We start from the raw sequence: 15,889 nt of genomic DNA on the forward strand, positions 1-15,889 counted from the left end.
CCACACAACGAAAAGCGACTTTGGTCTAGCGGAAGGCCAGGCACCGACGGGAACCAGGCTCTCTTCACCAGAGTGGTGCCAAGGATGCGACTTCTCTAGAATTGTGCTTAAACGATAAAGATGCTCTTTCGAGCCACCACTCCCTTCTCGCCTCGCCGTTCAAGGATGAACCTGATGACCTCTCGCCCGGCCGCCACCCTGCTGCTGCTCCCGCTGACAACGCCTGTCACCGCACAGACTGTCGCAACCGATGACCGCGCCGTCGAGCTGCAGCAACCCGTGTTGACGGTGTCGGCGCCGCGCCTGGAGCGCGAGCTGCTGACCACCCCGATGGCTGTCTCGATGGTCGATGAAGACGACATCCATCAAGGTCAGCAGCGGGTCCGTCTCGATGAATCCCTGGTTCGAGTGCCTGGGGTCTTCATCCAGAATCGCGACAACTTCGCCCAGGGTGCTCGTGTCTCCATCAGGGGCTTTGGTGCCCGCGCTCCCTTCGGCGTGCGCGGCATCACCATATTGGTGGACGGTATTCCCTACTCCCTCCCCGATGGCCAGGCCCAGCTCGATGCCATCGACCTGGACAACGCAGAACAGATCGAGGTCATCAGGGGACCGGCGGCGGTTCAGTACGGCAATGCCGCCGGTGGCGTCATTTCGGTCACAACAGCGGACGGGCGTGACGAAGGTGACAACTCGACGACGATACGTGCCGGTATCGGTAGCGACGGCTACAACAAGCAATCCCTTTCCACCGGCGGCGAGCACGACGGCTGGGCCTACCACCTGGGTGCCTCGCGACTGGAACTAGCCGGCTATCGGGATCACAGCCGCACCGAGAAGCGTTTGCTGAACGCCAGCCTTTCACGGGATATGGGCGATCAACGCCGCCTCACCGCCATCATCAACCTGCTCGACAACCCCCGTTCCGAAGATCCTGGTGGCCTGACCCAGGACCAGGTCGATGAAGATCGCCGACAGGCGGGCCGCTTCACCGAGGACTACGACACCGGCCAGGAGGTGGACCAGCAGGTCGTGGGATTGCAGTACGAGGATCTTGGCTTCGGCCCCGGGGAGCTCTACCTCAAGGGATTTACCACCTGGCGAGACTTCGAACAGCAATTGCCCTATCCGGGCGACAGCTTGATCGACTACCGACGTCACCACTTCGGTGGCAGCGCCGAATATCACCAACACTTCAACCTCGCCGGCATGACGCTGGACAGCATGGTGGGTATCGACGGCGCTCGCCAGGAAGACGACCGCCATCGCCGCGATGTGGCCTTCGATGGCAGCGTGACGGGAGAAGTGGCTGACGAGACCCAGACGGCGACCAGCCTGGGCATCTTCGCCCAGGGCGACCTTGCCCTGAATGAGCACTGGACGCTGTCGGCCGGCGGACGCTTCGATCGCATCGACATGCAGATCGACGACGACTACGACAACGATGGCGACCAGAGCGGTGAACGCACCTTCCACGAAACCAATGGAAGCCTGGGAATCAGCTACCGCTTCCATCCCTTGCATCAGGTCTACGCCAACACCTCCACCGCCTTCGAGACACCGACCTTCTCGGAGTTTGCCAATCCCGCAGGTGGTGGCTTCAACCCCGACGTCGAACCCCAGGAGAGCTGGAGCCGTGAGCTCGGGGTGCGCGGCACCCTGCCCGTCGGGCTGGACTACGACGTCACCCTGTTCTCGATCGACGTCGACGATGAACTGGTCCCCTACGAGATCGATGGCAGCGATCGCACCTTCTACGAAAACCTTGGCGACACCAGCCGCGACGGGCTCGAAGTCGCGCTAGGATGGCAGCCCTCGGCGCGTCTGGAGCTCAATACCGCCCTGACCCTGGCACGCTACGAGTTCGACCAGGTTTCCGGTAGTGACCTGGACGGCAACCGTCTGCCCGGGCTTCCGGAGACAACCTGGGTCAACCAGCTCACCTGGTACGGGACAGGCAGCCAGGACACCCGTTACTTTGCCACCCTGGAAACCCAGTATGTGGGCGACATGGTCGCGGACAATGCCAACCGGGTAGACGTCGACAGCTACTGGCTGGTCAACCTTCGTGCGGGTGACGGCTGGCGACTGGGCGGCAATCAGATACTGTCGACCTACCTCGGCATCCGCAATCTGTTTGACGAAGACCACTATGCCAATGTCCGCATCAATGCCAGCAACGACCGCTATTTCGAACCGGCGCCGGACCGTTCCTTCTATGCAGGCGTAGAACTATCATTTTGATGTGAGCACAATTTCTTCGCAGTTCTGTTGTGATTCAGGAGTCGGCGCCGAGTGAGAGTCGCTCTACCCCAGCATCTCTTGAGCCAGATCAAGCACATCGACTTGAACCCTTGAGACGATGAAACGATCCTTGGCAAAAGGAGGCGCAGCACTCGCTGGCCAACCTCCCATGATCATTCGACGCTCATCCGAGACACCCGCGCGCCTCTGGTCCGGCGGCACGACGCGGGAGCTGTTCATCGCTCCCGTTGACAGTGACTATGCCGACCGGAACTTTCAGGTCCGCCTGAGCACCGCCACGGTAGAGTCCGAAGAGTGCCTGTTCACCCCACTGGCAGGCTACGAACGACACCTCATGGTATTGGAAGGCACGGCCCACCTTGAGCATCAAGGGCACCGCTCCAGGGACCTCAGGCACTTCGAAGTCGACACCTTTGACGGCGCCTGGCAAACCCTGAGCCAGGGGCTCTATCGCGACTTCAACCTGATGGTGAGATACGGCAGTCGCGGCTACCTCACACACCAGCTGCTGAGCGAACAGGAAACCCTGCACCTGTCACCGGAACCCGCACTACTTCGAGCCTGGTACCTGATCAGTGGTCGTGTGGAACTCGTCTCCGGCGAGGTACTCGCGGCCGGTGATCTTCTGGTCATCGAACCCGGCGACCGCCTGGGCCTGCGTTCGCTGCAAGCGAGCCAACTGGTCGTCTCCACCATCGCGTTCTAGGGCTTGTCTGAAAAGTGCCTGCGCTCGGTAATACGGCGTTAAAAATCGGATCAAAATGCTCATTTACACCCCGTAAACTGCGCTTTCTCACCGATTTTTGCCTTGTCTAACCTTCGCTCGTCGACTTTTCGGACAGCGCCTAGGCACAGAGCCGCGACAGCCGTCTTGCTGAAACTTGCCTGAAACCAAAGAAGCCCGCCTCCTCTCGGAAGCGGGCTTCTTCGTGATACATGCCTGATCTGTTCACGACAGGGTAATCGCATGGGGGCGAGTCACCTCGCCTTATTCGGCTGGACTTGTAGAGAGCCCATGCATGCGCTCTTTACAAAAAGAAGGCCCAACTCCTCTCGGAATTGGGCCTTCTTTTGAATCGATACCTGACGATGATACTTAGACAGCAAGGTCGCTCGCATGGGGGTGAGTCACCCCAGCGCTCTTAACAAGGGCTGCAGCGAAGCTGCAAAGGGGGACAAACAACGCGAGCCCGCCCTTGAGAAGAGCCAGGCCGGACCGCACCGAGGGGGTTATCGGCGCGGCCCCACATATAAAGAGAGGGGCTAAATTTGTAGAGAGCCAATGCATGCGCTCTTTACAAAAAGAAGGCCCAACTCCTCCTGGAATTGGGCCTTCTTTTGAATCGATACCTGACGATGACGCTTAGACAGCAAGGTCGCTCGCATGGGGGTGAGTCACCCCAGGGTTTTGCGGCAACGCCGCAAGGGGGGACGAACGACGCGAGCCTGCGAGCGGCCGGACCGCACGCAGTGCGGCCCCACATATAAAAAGCGGGGTCTGCCCCATGCATGCGAAAAAGCCCAGCTCCTCTCGGAACTGGGCTTCTTCTGAATAAATGCCTGACGATGACCTACTCTCGCATGGGGAGACCCCACACTACCATCGGCGCTGAGCGGTTTCACTTCTGAGTTCGGCAAGGGATCAGGTGGTTCCCACTCGCTATGGTCGTCAGGCGGAAAAAAGACAATATATATCATGCCGACGATACGTTTCATCGTATCCGTCAATTGATTCGAGACATCATCGACCAAAACCCTTTGGGTGTTATATGGTCAAGCCTCACGGACCATTAGTACCGGTTAGCTCAACGCCTTGCAGCGCTTCCACACCCGGCCTATCAACCAGCTGGTCTTGCTGGGTCCTTTAGGAGGCTCAAGGCCTCAGGGAGATCTCATCTTGAAGGGGGCTTCCCGCTTAGATGCTTTCAGCGGTTATCCCGTCCGTACATAGCTACCCGGCAATGCCACTGGCGTGACAACCGGAACACCAGAGGTACGTCCACTCCGGTCCTCTCGTACTAGGAGCAGCGCTTCTCAAATCTCCAACGCCCACGGCAGATAGGGACCGAACTGTCTCACGACGTTCTAAACCCAGCTCGCGTACCACTTTAAATGGCGAACAGCCATACCCTTGGGACCGACTTCAGCCCCAGGATGTGATGAGCCGACATCGAGGTGCCAAACACCGCCGTCGATGTGAACTCTTGGGCGGTATCAGCCTGTTATCCCCGGAGTACCTTTTATCCGTTGAGCGATGGCCCTTCCATACAGAACCACCGGATCACTAGAACCTACTTTCGTATCTGCTCGACGTGTCTGTCTCGCAGTTAAGCACCCTTATGCTCTTGCACTCACTGCACGATTTCCAACCGTGCTGAGGGTACCTTCGTGCTCCTCCGTTACTCTTTGGGAGGAGACCGCCCCAGTCAAACTACCCACCACACACGGTCCTCGAACCGGATTACGGTCCTGAGTTAGAACGCCAATGATGCCAGGCTGGTATTTCAAGGTTGGCTCCACCCCATCTGGCGACAGGGTTTCAAAGCCTCCCAGCTATCCTACACAAGCAACATCAGCGTCCAGTGTGAAGCTGTAGTAAAGGTTCACGGGGTCTTTCCGTCTAGCCGCGGGTACACAGCATCTTCACTGCGATTTCAATTTCACTGAGTCTCGGGTGGAGACAGCGTGGCCATCATTACGCCATTCGTGCAGGTCGGAACTTACCCGACAAGGAATTTCGCTACCTTAGGACCGTTATAGTTACGGCCGCCGTTTACCGGGGCTTCGATCAGGAGCTTCGCGTGAGCTAACACCATCACTTAACCTTCCGGCACCGGGCAGGCGTCACACCCTATACGTCCGCTTGCGCGTTTGCAGAGTGCTGTGTTTTTAATAAACAGTTGCAGCCACCTGGTATCTTCGACCGCGTCAGGCTCCGGTCGCGAGGACCTTCACCCTAATGCGGCGTGCCTTCTCCCGAAGTTACGGCACCATTTTGCCTAGTTCCTTCACCCGAGTTCTCTCAAGCGCCTTGGTATTCTCTACCTGACCACCTGTGTCGGTTTGGGGTACGGTCTCACAGTATCTGAAGCTTAGAGGCTTTTCCTGGAAGCGTGGCATCGATGACTTCCTGACCGTAGTCAGTTCGTCTCGCCTCTCGGCCTTGAGGATCCGGATTTACCTGAATCCTCAGCCTACCGGCTTTCACCAGGACAACCAACGCCTGGCTCACCTAGCCTTCTTCGTCCCCCCATCGCAATACTGTGAGGTACGGGAATATTGACCCGTTTCCCATCGACTACGCCTTTCGGCCTCGCCTTAGGGGCCGACTCACTCTGCTCCGATTAGCGTCGAACAGAAACCCTTGGTCTTCCGGCGGGGGAGTTTTTCACTCCCCTTGTCGTTACTCATGTCAGCATTCGCACTCGTGATACCTCCAGCATGCTTCTCAACACACCTTCATCGGCTTACACGACGCTCCTCTACCGCGTGTTCGCATCCTTAAAATGACTCAGGCCGTTCACCTTGCCCTGCCCGACTCAACGTTCGGGAAGCGCTTTGCCATCGCTTCGCGATGGCAGCGAACTGACACTATCGAATCACCTTAAGTGATGCGAACACACCCGTAGCTTCGGTACCTGGTTTGAGCCCCGTTACATCTTCCGCGCAGGCCGACTCGACTAGTGAGCTATTACGCTTTCTTTAAAGGATGGCTGCTTCTAAGCCAACCTCCTAGCTGTCTAAGCCTTCCCACATCGTTTCCCACTTAACCAGGATTTCGGGACCTTAGCTGACGGTCTGGGTTGTTTCCCTTTTCACAACGGACGTTAGCACCCGCTGTGTGTCTCCCACGCTTGCACTCACCGGTATTCGGAGTTTGCCTCGGGTTGGTAAGTCGGGATGACCCCCTAGCCGAAACAGTGCTCTACCCCCGGCGGTGATACGTGAGGCGCTACCTAAATAGCTTTCGAGGAGAACCAGCTATCTCCGGGCTTGATTAGCCTTTCACTCCGATCCACAAGTCATCCAAATCTTTTTCAACAGATCCTGGTTCGGTCCTCCAGTTGATGTTACTCAACCTTCAACCTGCTCATGGATAGATCGCCCGGTTTCGGGTCTATTTCCAGCGACTGGTCGCCCAGTTAAGACTCGATTTCTCTACGCCTCCCCTATACGGTTAAGCTCGCCACTGAAAATAAGTCGCTGACCCATTATACAAAAGGTACGCGGTCACCAAACAAGTTGGCTCCCACTGCTTGTACGCATACGGTTTCAGGATCTATTTCACTCCCCTCTCCGGGGTTCTTTTCGCCTTTCCCTCACGGTACTGGTTCACTATCGGTCAGTCAGGAGTATTTAGCCTTGGAGGATGGTCCCCCCGTCTTCAGTCAAGGTTTCACGTGCCTCGACCTACTCGATTTCACAACACTCAGGTTTCGGTTACGGGGCTATCACCCACTATGGCCAGACTTCCCAGTCTGTTCACCTACCAGTTGTGTTGCTTAAGGGCTGGTCCCCGTTCGCTCGCCGCTACTAGGGGAATCTCGGTTGATTTCTTTTCCTCGGGGTACTTAGATGTTTCAGTTCCCCCGGTTCGCCTCTCATGTCTATATATTCAACATGAGATACCCAAGTTACCTTGGGTGGGTTTCCCCATTCAGAGATGTCCGGGTCGCAGGTCGTTTGCCACCTCGCCGAACCTTATCGCAGGCTTCCACGTCTTTCATCGCCTCTGACTGCCTAGGCATCCACCGTATGCGCTTCATCGCTTGACCATATAACCCCAAAGGGTCTGTCAATCGATGATGTCACGACAATTGCCGGATACGCTTGAAACGTATCTTACTTTGTCAGCATGATATACATTGTTAAAGAGCGTTAGAGCAAAAGCTCTAAGCGAGAGACTTGATATCGCCTGATGGCGAACAAGCATCTTGCTTAGAACTTGACGACTGTTTTACTCGAGATGAGAAATGGTGGAGCCAAGCGGGATCGAACCGCTGACCTCCTGCGTGCAAGGCAGGCGCTCTCCCAGCTGAGCTATGGCCCCATATCCTGTCGGGTATGCTTGACCAGAACCAGCTATCAAACGATGGGCCTGGGCAAATCCGATGCTACCCGGCGAGCTCACCGATCTTCACTACACCAAAGGCGTGCATTCGCTGAACCTATGAAGATGGTGGGTCTGGGCAGACTTGAACTGCCGACCTCACCCTTATCAGGGGTGCGCTCTAACCAACTGAGCTACAGACCCATTGCCGAGCAATATTGGGCATAAATCCCAAACAGTCGTTACTCTTGCTTGATCAGGTAATTCATTGTGAGCACTTACCGACAGTCAGATGACGTGTCGTTTAAGGAGGTGATCCAGCCGCAGGTTCCCCTACGGCTACCTTGTTACGACTTCACCCCAGTCATGAACCACACCGTGGTGATCGCCCTCCGAAGTTAGGCTAACCACTTCTGGTGCAGTCCACTCCCATGGTGTGACGGGCGGTGTGTACAAGGCCCGGGAACGTATTCACCGTGACATTCTGATTCACGATTACTAGCGATTCCGACTTCACGGAGTCGAGTTGCAGACTCCGATCCGGACTGAGACCGGCTTTATGGGATTAGCTCCACCTCGCGGATTCGCAACCCATTGTACCGGCCATTGTAGCACGTGTGTAGCCCTACCCGTAAGGGCCATGATGACTTGACGTCGTCCCCACCTTCCTCCGGTTTGTCACCGGCAGTCTCCCTAGAGTTCCCGACCGAATCGCTGGCAAATAGGGACAAGGGTTGCGCTCGTTACGGGACTTAACCCAACATTTCACAACACGAGCTGACGACAGCCATGCAGCACCTGTCTGAGAGTTCCCGAAGGCACCAATCCATCTCTGGAAAGTTCTCTCGATGTCAAGGGTAGGTAAGGTTCTTCGCGTTGCATCGAATTAAACCACATGCTCCACCGCTTGTGCGGGCCCCCGTCAATTCATTTGAGTTTTAACCTTGCGGCCGTACTCCCCAGGCGGTCGACTTATCGCGTTAACTGCGCCACAAAGCTCTCAAGGAGCCCAACGGCTAGTCGACATCGTTTACGGCGTGGACTACCAGGGTATCTAATCCTGTTTGCTACCCACGCTTTCGCACCTCAGCGTCAGTGTCAGTCCAGAAGGCCGCCTTCGCCACTGGTATTCCTCCCGATCTCTACGCATTTCACCGCTACACCGGGAATTCTACCTTCCTCTCCTGCACTCTAGCCTGACAGTTCCGGATGCCGTTCCCAGGTTGAGCCCGGGGCTTTCACAACCGGCTTATCAAGCCGCCTACGCGCGCTTTACGCCCAGTAATTCCGATTAACGCTCGCACCCTCCGTATTACCGCGGCTGCTGGCACGGAGTTAGCCGGTGCTTCTTCTGTGAGTGATGTCCTCCCTCGAGGGTATTAGCCTCAAGGCTTTCTTCCTCACTGAAAGTGCTTTACAACCCGAAGGCCTTCTTCACACACGCGGCATGGCTGGATCAGGCTTTCGCCCATTGTCCAATATTCCCCACTGCTGCCTCCCGTAGGAGTTCGGGCCGTGTCTCAGTCCCGATGTGGCTGATCATCCTCTCAGACCAGCTACGGATCGCAGCCTTGGTGAGCCGTTACCTCACCAACTAGCTAATCCGACATAGGCTCATCCGATAGCGCAAGGTCCGAAGATCCCCTGCTTTCTCCCGTAGGACGTATGCGGTATTAGCCTGGGTTTCCCCAGGTTATCCCCCACTACCGGGTAGATTCCTATGCATTACTCACCCGTCCGCCGCTCGACGCCTCCTAGCAAGCTAGGATCGTTTCCGCTCGACTTGCATGTGTTAGGCCTGCCGCCAGCGTTCAATCTGAGCCATGATCAAACTCTTCAGTTTAAAGTCTGATAGTCCGTTAAGCGGACCAAACTTGGCTCAAGGTTCAAACGTCTCGTTTGACGAGTCGCTTGCCTTGATATTTCAGTGACAGTGTCACTGACTCATCGGCAAGCGCCCACATGAATTACCTGATCAAATTATTAAAGAGCGTGCTCCGGACTCTATAGAGAGCTTAAAGAGCGGCTCTTGCGGCACCTGGCCGGAAGAGCGTCTCGCTTTGCTGCGCCTCAGCCCGAAGGCTAGTCACAGCGCCCTGCGAAGAAGGCGTATTCTACAGAATCGAAGCGTTTCGTCAAGGCTTTCTTTTTTCGCCGTGCAAGCGATGCCTGCAGGACCCAAGAGAAAGCGAAGCGAGCCTGACGCACATCCTGCGATGCCGTCCTGGCGACTCCGATCGAGTGGCGAGCATTTTACCGATTTCTCGTTGCCCGTCAAGTGGAGAATTTATCGAAGACTTTAAAAAGCCTTTTCAAAACAATCACTTTTACCACCCTTCACCGCCTGTGACGTTTGCTCGTCGCCGGCAGCGGATGCGTACTTTACGGATCAGGGCCGACCTTGGCAAGCGCTTTTCGCAAAAAAATGCCAACTCATCGAAGAAGTGCCGACCCAGCAGCGAAGCTGTCTTATCCACACGCCTTCCATGACAACCCCTTGTGGATGACTGCGGGCGTTCACCTGGAAGACGCCTTCAGCACTGACACAAGAACAGCAACGCCCGCGCTAGGCGGGCGTTGCTGTCTGGTCGTCAGTATAACGAAACGGTGGGCTTCCTGCTCGCACCGGCCCCTATCATTGCCGCAAGGTCGTGGGCTAGGACTTGAACTTGCGCATCAGGGCCATCGCCGGGCCGGATGCCACATAGGTGCCGAACAGCAGCAGCAGCATGACCGAGGGCTCGATCGAGATCACGACAAAACCCAGCACGATGGCCAGCAGGGCGACAAAGGGCACCGGCCCCTTCAGATCGACATCCTTGAAGCTGTAATAGCGGATGTTGCTGACCATCAGAATACCGGCCGCCCCCACCACCAGCAGCATCAATAGCTTGAAGCCAAGAGCGGTGGCGTCGAAGCTGTGGAAGGTCCACACGCTAGCGGCCACCAGCGCCGCCGCCGAGGGACTGGGCAAGCCGATGAACCACTTCTTGTCGACGCTGCCGATCTGCACGTTGAACCGCGCCAGGCGAAGCGCCGCACAGGCCACGTACAGAAACGCCACCACCCAGCCGGTCTTGCCGATGTCCTGCAGGATCCAGGTAAAGGCGACGAGACCCGGTGCCATGCCAAAGGAGATCATGTCGGCGAGGCTGTCATACTCGGCGCCAAACTCGCTTTGCGTGTTGGTGAGCCTGGCTACCCGGCCGTCGAGGCCATCGAGCACCATGGCGATAAAGATGGCCACCGAGGCGGCGGTGAAATCGCCATTCAGGGCGGCGACAACGGCGAAGAAGCCCGAAAACAGTGCCGAAGTGGTGAACAGGTTCGGCAACAGGTAGATCCCCCGCCGTCGTACCTTCTTGCCATCCTCGACCGCTTCTTCCACGACTTCGGATTCCCGCATGAAGGCGCTGGCCAGATCTTCATCCTGGGGCTCTCGTGGTTCCTGCTCACGCTTGCCTGCGTCTTCGCTCATCTCTGTCATCCATTGGCTTCGAGTATGGGATCATTCTACACGACCGGCCGGCCGTTACCGCCAACCTCGCGGCAGCCGCCCTCTCCCCCAGCCTCGGGCACCTGTGGGCCAAACGCAAGGCACAGCGCAGGATTCATGCGGCAGCACCATGACCTCTCAGTCGTTCACCCATGACGCAACGGGGGAGGAGCACTGAGTGTGCTCCTCCCCCGTTGCTGTCCCCATCGTCGGGCAAGCCCTACGATGGGTTACCAGGAACCCATCAGTTCTTGGACTTGTCGACCAGCTGGTTGGCGGCGATCCAGGGCATCATGCCACGCAGCTTCTCGCCGACCTGCTCGATCTCGTGCTCGGCGTTCAGACGACGGCGCGCGGTCATCGAGGGGTAGTTGCTGTTGCCCTCGTTGATGAACATCTTGGCGTATTCGCCGGTCTGAATACGCTTGAGCGCGTTGCGCATGGCGGCACGCGACTCGTCGTTGATGACCTCGGGGCCAGTCACGTACTCGCCATACTCCGCATTGTTGGAGATGGAGTAGTTCATGTTGGCGATGCCGCCTTCGTACATCAGGTCGACGATCAGCTTGAGCTCGTGGAGACACTCGAAGTAGGCCATTTCGGGGGCGTAGCCCGCTTCTGTCAGGGTCTCGAAGCCGGCCTTGACCAGTTCGACGGCGCCACCACACAGGACAGCCTGCTCACCGAACAGGTCGGTTTCGGTCTCGTCCTTGAAGGTGGTCTCGATGATGCCGCTACGGCCACCACCGATGGCGGCGGCGTAGGACAGGCAGAGCTCCTTGGCCTGGCCGGTGGCATCCTGGTGGATGGCGATCAGGTCAGGAATACCGCCGCCACGGGCGAATTCGGAGCGCACGGTGTGGCCCGGCGCCTTGGGCGCGATCATCACCACGTCCAGATCCTTGCGCGGCTCGATCTGGTTGTAGTGGATGTTGAAGCCGTGGGCGAAGGCCAGGGTAGCGCCTTCCTTGAGGTTCGGCTCGATTTCCTGCTCGTAGATGGCCTTCTGGTTCTCGTCCGGCGCCAGCACCATGACGACGTCGGCGGACTGGCAAGCCTCGGCCACAGAGGCCACCTTCAGGCCGGCGGCTTCCGCCTTGGCGGCGGAAGAAGAACCCGGGCGAAGCGCGACGGTGACGCTGACGCCGGATTCCTTCAGGTTGTTGGCATGGGCGTGGCCCTGGGAGCCGTAACCGACGATGGTGACCTGCTTGTTCTGGATCAGCTGAAGATCGCAGTCCTTGTCGTAATAAACGCGCATCTGGTGCTCCTGAAAACGAGTGCCTGCTCGGCGATAGAAGAGATCTTGTCTGTGTCGTGTTGCGTTCAGCGTTGATGGCCACCCGCGCCGTCTTGTGCGGCGCTGGGCTGACGAGGGGGCTCGCCCTCCGTCGATGCATCACACCTTACGCCAGCGCCCGTGTTGCGTAAAACGCTATATTTGCAATACTACGTGCCAAAATATGCAATTACAGGTCAGGACTCCTCCATGGACTTCCGCCCCCTGAAGCACTTTCTGATGCTGGCCGATTCACTGCACTTCGGCCGCGCCAGCGAGGCCTGCCACGTGAGCCCATCGACCCTGAGCCGTTCCATTCGCCAACTGGAACAACAACTCGGCGTGGTGTTGTTCAACCGTGACAATCGGCACGTGGTGCTGACCCCCCAGGGAAAGCGCTTCCAGCGCTATGCCAAGGAAGCCCTGGAAGAGTGGGAACAGGTCCGCCTGTCGTTGCAGAGCGAGGCCAAGCGCCTCAGTGGTGAAATCAGCATCTACTGCTCGGTGACCGCGAGCTACAGCTTCCTCTACAGTCTGCTGGCCGACTTCCGCCAACGCTACCCCGCCATCGAGCTCAAGCTGCACACCGGCGACCCTGCCCGAGCCATCCAGCGAGTACTGGCAGGTGACGAAGACATGGCCATCACCTCGCGCCCGCGCCGACTGCCCGATGGCCTCGCCTTCAAGTCGCTGAGGCGCTCGGCACTGGTGTTCATCGCCCCCGAGGAGCAACGGCCGTGGGTGCCGCAGCAACCGATGAGCCCGAGCCAGGCACAGTGGCAAGGGGTGCCGATGATCCTGTCGGAGGCTGGGCTATCGCGGGAACTTGCCGACACCTGGTTCAAGGCGCTGGGCGTGACGCCGACCATCTACGCCCAGGTGGCCGGCCACGAAGCCATCGTCAGCATGGTGGGGCTTGGCTTCGGCATCGGTGTGGTGCCACGCATCGTGCTGGAGGCGAGCCCGCTGGCCGAACGCGTGAGAATACTCCCGGTCAAGCCGGAACTGCCGCACTACGACGTGGGCCTTTGTGTACTGGAGCGGCGCCTGAAGAGCCCCTTGATCGACGCGCTGTGGCAGGAAGTCGTGGAACGTTGAGGCCGGACACGAAAACGCCGCCCCGAGAGGCGGCGTATCAGGCTACCGGCTGACCACCAGGGCCAGCGGGTTGCTAGAGGCTCAGCACCTTGTCACCACGGGCGATACCTGAGACGCCGGTGCGCGCTACTTCGAGTATGCCCACGGGCCCCATCGCCTGCAGGAAGGCGTCGAGTTTCTCGGCATCGCCGGTGATCTGCACGGTGTACAGACTCGGGGTGACGTCGACGATCTGGGCACGGAAGATGTCTACCGTGCGCTTGACCTCATCGCGGGCAGCACCCAGCGCCTTGACCTTCACCAGCATCAACTCACGCTCGATATGGTTGCCTTCGGTAAGGTCCACCAGCTTGACCACGTCGATCAGCTTGTTGAGGTGCTTGGTGATCTGCTCGATCACCCGGTCATCCCCGACGGTGGTCACGGTCAGACGCGACAGGGTCGGGTCATCGGTGGGCGCCACGTTGAGCGTTTCGATGTTGAAGTTGCGCTGGGAGAACAGCCCCACGACCCGCGACAGCGCACCCGGTTCGTTTTCCATCAGAATCGAGATGATATGTCGCATCAGGTCCGCTCCGTCTTGGAAAGCAGCATGTCACGCATGGAGCCCAGAGGCACCTGCATCGGATAGACGTGCTCGTGCGGGTCCACCGCGACGTCCAGGAACACCAGCTCATGGGTGTCAGCGAAAGTACGCGCCAGCGCCTCTTCCAGATCCTCTTTCTTCTCGACCCTGAGCGCGGTGAAACCGTAGGCCTCGATCAGCATCTGGAAGTCCGGCAGCGACTCCATGTAGGAATGGGCGTGGCGGGACTTGTAGTTGAGGTCCTGCCACTGGCGCACCATGCCCAGCGAGCCGTTGTTCAGGTTGATGATCTTGACCCCACCGCCGAACTGCTTACAGGTGGAGAGTTCCTGCATCATCATCTGGAAGCTGCCTTCGCCGGTCACGCAGACGACCTCCTCATCGGGGAAGTTCTGCTTGACGCCCATGGCCGCGGGAAAACCGAAGCCCATGGTGCCGAGTCCACCGGAGGTGATCAGCCGGTTGGGCTTGTCGAACTTGTAGTACTGAGCCGCGAACATCTGGTGCTGGCCCACGTCAGTGGTGACGTACGCCTCGCCACGGGTCGCCTGGCAGATGGCCTCGATCACCTCCTGCGGTTTGAGCACCTCACCGGGCCTGGACGGTTCGTAAAGCTTGCCCTTGCGCTCGTCGCGCCACTCGTCGATGGTCTTCCACCAGTCCTTGATTGCGTCGGGGTTGGCAATCTCATGGCCCTGCACCAGGCTGATCATCTCGTTGATGACGCTGGCCGCCGGTCCGACGATGGGCACGTCGGCCCGCACCGTCTTGGACACCGAGCTGGGGTCGATGTCGACGTGGATGATCTTGGCCGTGGGGCAGAACTTCGAGGTGTTGTTGGTCACACGGTCGTCGAAACGCGCACCGATGGCGATTACCAGGTCGGCGTGATGCATCGCCATGTTGGACTCGTAGCTGCCGTGCATGCCGAGCCAGCCCAGACACTGATCATCGCTCTGCGGATAGGCCCCGATACCCATCAGGGTGGTGGTGATCGGAAAGCCGAGCTGCTTGACCAGATCGGTCAGGCCCTCGCAAGCACGGCCCTGGACCACGCCACCACCGGTGTAGAACACCGGACGACGGGCCTTGAGCATCAGCTCGACGGCTTTCTTGATCTGTCCGGTATGGCCACGACTGACCGGGTTGTAGGAGCGGATCTTGACCTTCTTCGGATAGACGTACTCGTAGCGCTCGGTGGGCGCCGTCATGTCCTTGGGTATATCCACCAGTACGGGACCGGGACGTCCGGTGGCGGCGAGATAGAAGGCCTTCTTGAGCACCTCGGGAATCTCGCTCGGGTGCTTGATTGAGAAGCTGTGCTTCACGATCGGCCGGGTGACACCGACGATATCGGTCTCCTGGAAGGCGTCGTCACCGATCAAATGGCTCATCACCTGACCACAGAGCACGACCATCGGGATCGAGTCCATGTAAGCGGTGGCGATGCCGGTCACCGCATTGGTGGCCCCCGGGCCCGAGGTGACCAGTACTACCCCAGGCTTGCCGGACGCCCGCGCATAACCGTCGGCGGCGTGGGTCGCGGCCTGCTCGTGGCGAACCAGGATGTGCTTGACCTTGTCCTGACGGAACAAGGCGTCGTAGATGTGTAGTGCGGCGCCGCCCGGATAGCCGTAGATGTATTCCACGCCCTCATCCTGGAGGAAGCGGGCGATCATGTCCGCGCCTGAAAGCAATTCCACAGATGTATCTCCCCTGGAGGTCTCGAGTGCGATTCGCACCTGTCGTGGGTACGAAGTCGAGTGCAGCGGTATGCTGCTGCCGGCGCACCGGCACCTGATGCCAAACCCTGGCGTCCGTCGGCCCGGTTGGGGCCTGCACTCTCATCACGGCGGGTCACCGCGTCGGGGCGTTGGCCAGGCGGGGCGGTTAACCCGAACCTGGTAGTCCTTCGGCGGGTAGAGGCCCATTGGCCTACCCTTCACGCGGCGTTGGGGGTCACCCATCGTGCCGCGCCCGCAGTCAGGAACCCTCAAGATTCCAATAGCGCTCTGTGACTGTCAACCGCCGTTCCCATCGCGCTCGGTCAGAGCACTCTGAAAGGCCTCTTTTCGCGGGTGCAGCAAGACCAATGTCTAACGCCGTTTTCTCGAA

General features: G+C 58.6%; 7 protein-coding genes, 2 tRNA genes and 3 rRNA genes. 3 read left to right on the top strand and 9 right to left on the bottom strand.

The features are described from left to right. The first annotated feature begins 174 nt into the window (after positions 1 to 174). Positions 175 to 2,244, top strand: coding sequence for a TonB-dependent receptor (locus NKF27_RS17725; protein WP_253553848.1), 2,070 nt, complete (start codon positions 175 to 177; stop codon positions 2,242 to 2,244). 169 nt (positions 2,245 to 2,413) lie between these two features. After that, positions 2,414 to 2,971 carry a HutD family protein gene (locus NKF27_RS17730; protein ID WP_253553851.1) on the top strand — a complete coding sequence of 186 codons (558 nt, stop codon included), beginning with the start codon at positions 2,414 to 2,416 and terminating at the stop codon, positions 2,969 to 2,971. Between the two features lie 852 nt (positions 2,972 to 3,823). Here the strand turns inward: NKF27_RS17730 and rrf are convergent. The 7 genes from rrf to ilvC all read right to left on the bottom strand — a co-directional run bounded on the left by rrf (position 3,824) and on the right by ilvC (position 12,072). Beyond that, positions 3,824 to 3,939, bottom strand: a 5S ribosomal RNA gene (gene rrf / locus NKF27_RS17735). A gap of 95 nt (positions 3,940 to 4,034) precedes the next feature. Then, positions 4,035 to 7,040 (bottom strand): 23S ribosomal RNA (locus NKF27_RS17740). 199 nt (positions 7,041 to 7,239) lie between these two features. Continuing rightward, a tRNA-Ala gene (locus NKF27_RS17745) sits at positions 7,240 to 7,315 on the bottom strand. A gap of 127 nt (positions 7,316 to 7,442) precedes the next feature. Next, a tRNA-Ile gene (locus tag NKF27_RS17750) sits at positions 7,443 to 7,519 on the bottom strand. 101 nt (positions 7,520 to 7,620) lie between these two features. After that, positions 7,621 to 9,158: ribosomal RNA gene (locus NKF27_RS17755) — 16S ribosomal RNA — on the bottom strand. The 16S, 23S and 5S rRNA genes sit together here with 2 tRNA genes alongside, the layout of an rRNA operon. 813 nt (positions 9,159 to 9,971) lie before the next feature. After that, entirely contained in the window at positions 9,972 to 10,793 is an 822-nt protein-coding gene (gene pssA, locus NKF27_RS17760; protein WP_253553854.1) for a CDP-diacylglycerol--serine O-phosphatidyltransferase, read from the bottom strand. 262 nt (positions 10,794 to 11,055) lie between these two features. Further along, positions 11,056 to 12,072, bottom strand: coding sequence for a ketol-acid reductoisomerase (ilvC, locus tag NKF27_RS17765; protein WP_045994258.1), 1,017 nt, complete (start codon positions 12,070 to 12,072; stop codon positions 11,056 to 11,058). Between the two features lie 228 nt (positions 12,073 to 12,300). Here ilvC and ilvY point away from each other — a divergent pair, with 228 nt between their 5' ends. After that, positions 12,301 to 13,188, top strand: coding sequence for an HTH-type transcriptional activator IlvY (ilvY, locus tag NKF27_RS17770; protein ID WP_253553857.1), 888 nt, complete (start codon positions 12,301 to 12,303; stop codon positions 13,186 to 13,188). A 73-nt stretch (positions 13,189 to 13,261) separates the two neighbouring features. On the opposite strand, the gene ilvN is transcribed toward ilvY, so the two are convergent. Together ilvN and NKF27_RS17780 are read right to left on the bottom strand one after the other, a co-directional pair. Further along, on the bottom strand, positions 13,262 to 13,753 hold the full coding sequence (gene ilvN / locus NKF27_RS17775) for an acetolactate synthase small subunit (protein ID WP_045994256.1): 492 nt from the start codon (positions 13,751 to 13,753) through the stop codon (positions 13,262 to 13,264). Further along, on the bottom strand, positions 13,753 to 15,477 hold the full coding sequence (locus NKF27_RS17780) for an acetolactate synthase 3 large subunit (RefSeq protein ID WP_253553860.1): 1,725 nt from the start codon (positions 15,475 to 15,477) through the stop codon (positions 13,753 to 13,755). Before NKF27_RS17780 ends, ilvN begins: the two co-directional genes overlap by 1 nt. Positions 15,478 to 15,889: the final 412 nt, after the last annotated feature.

The organism is Halomonas sp. DN3 (assembly GCF_024137905.1).
In the GTDB taxonomy this organism is placed as follows: Bacteria; Pseudomonadota; Gammaproteobacteria; order Pseudomonadales; family Halomonadaceae; genus Halomonas; species Halomonas litopenaei.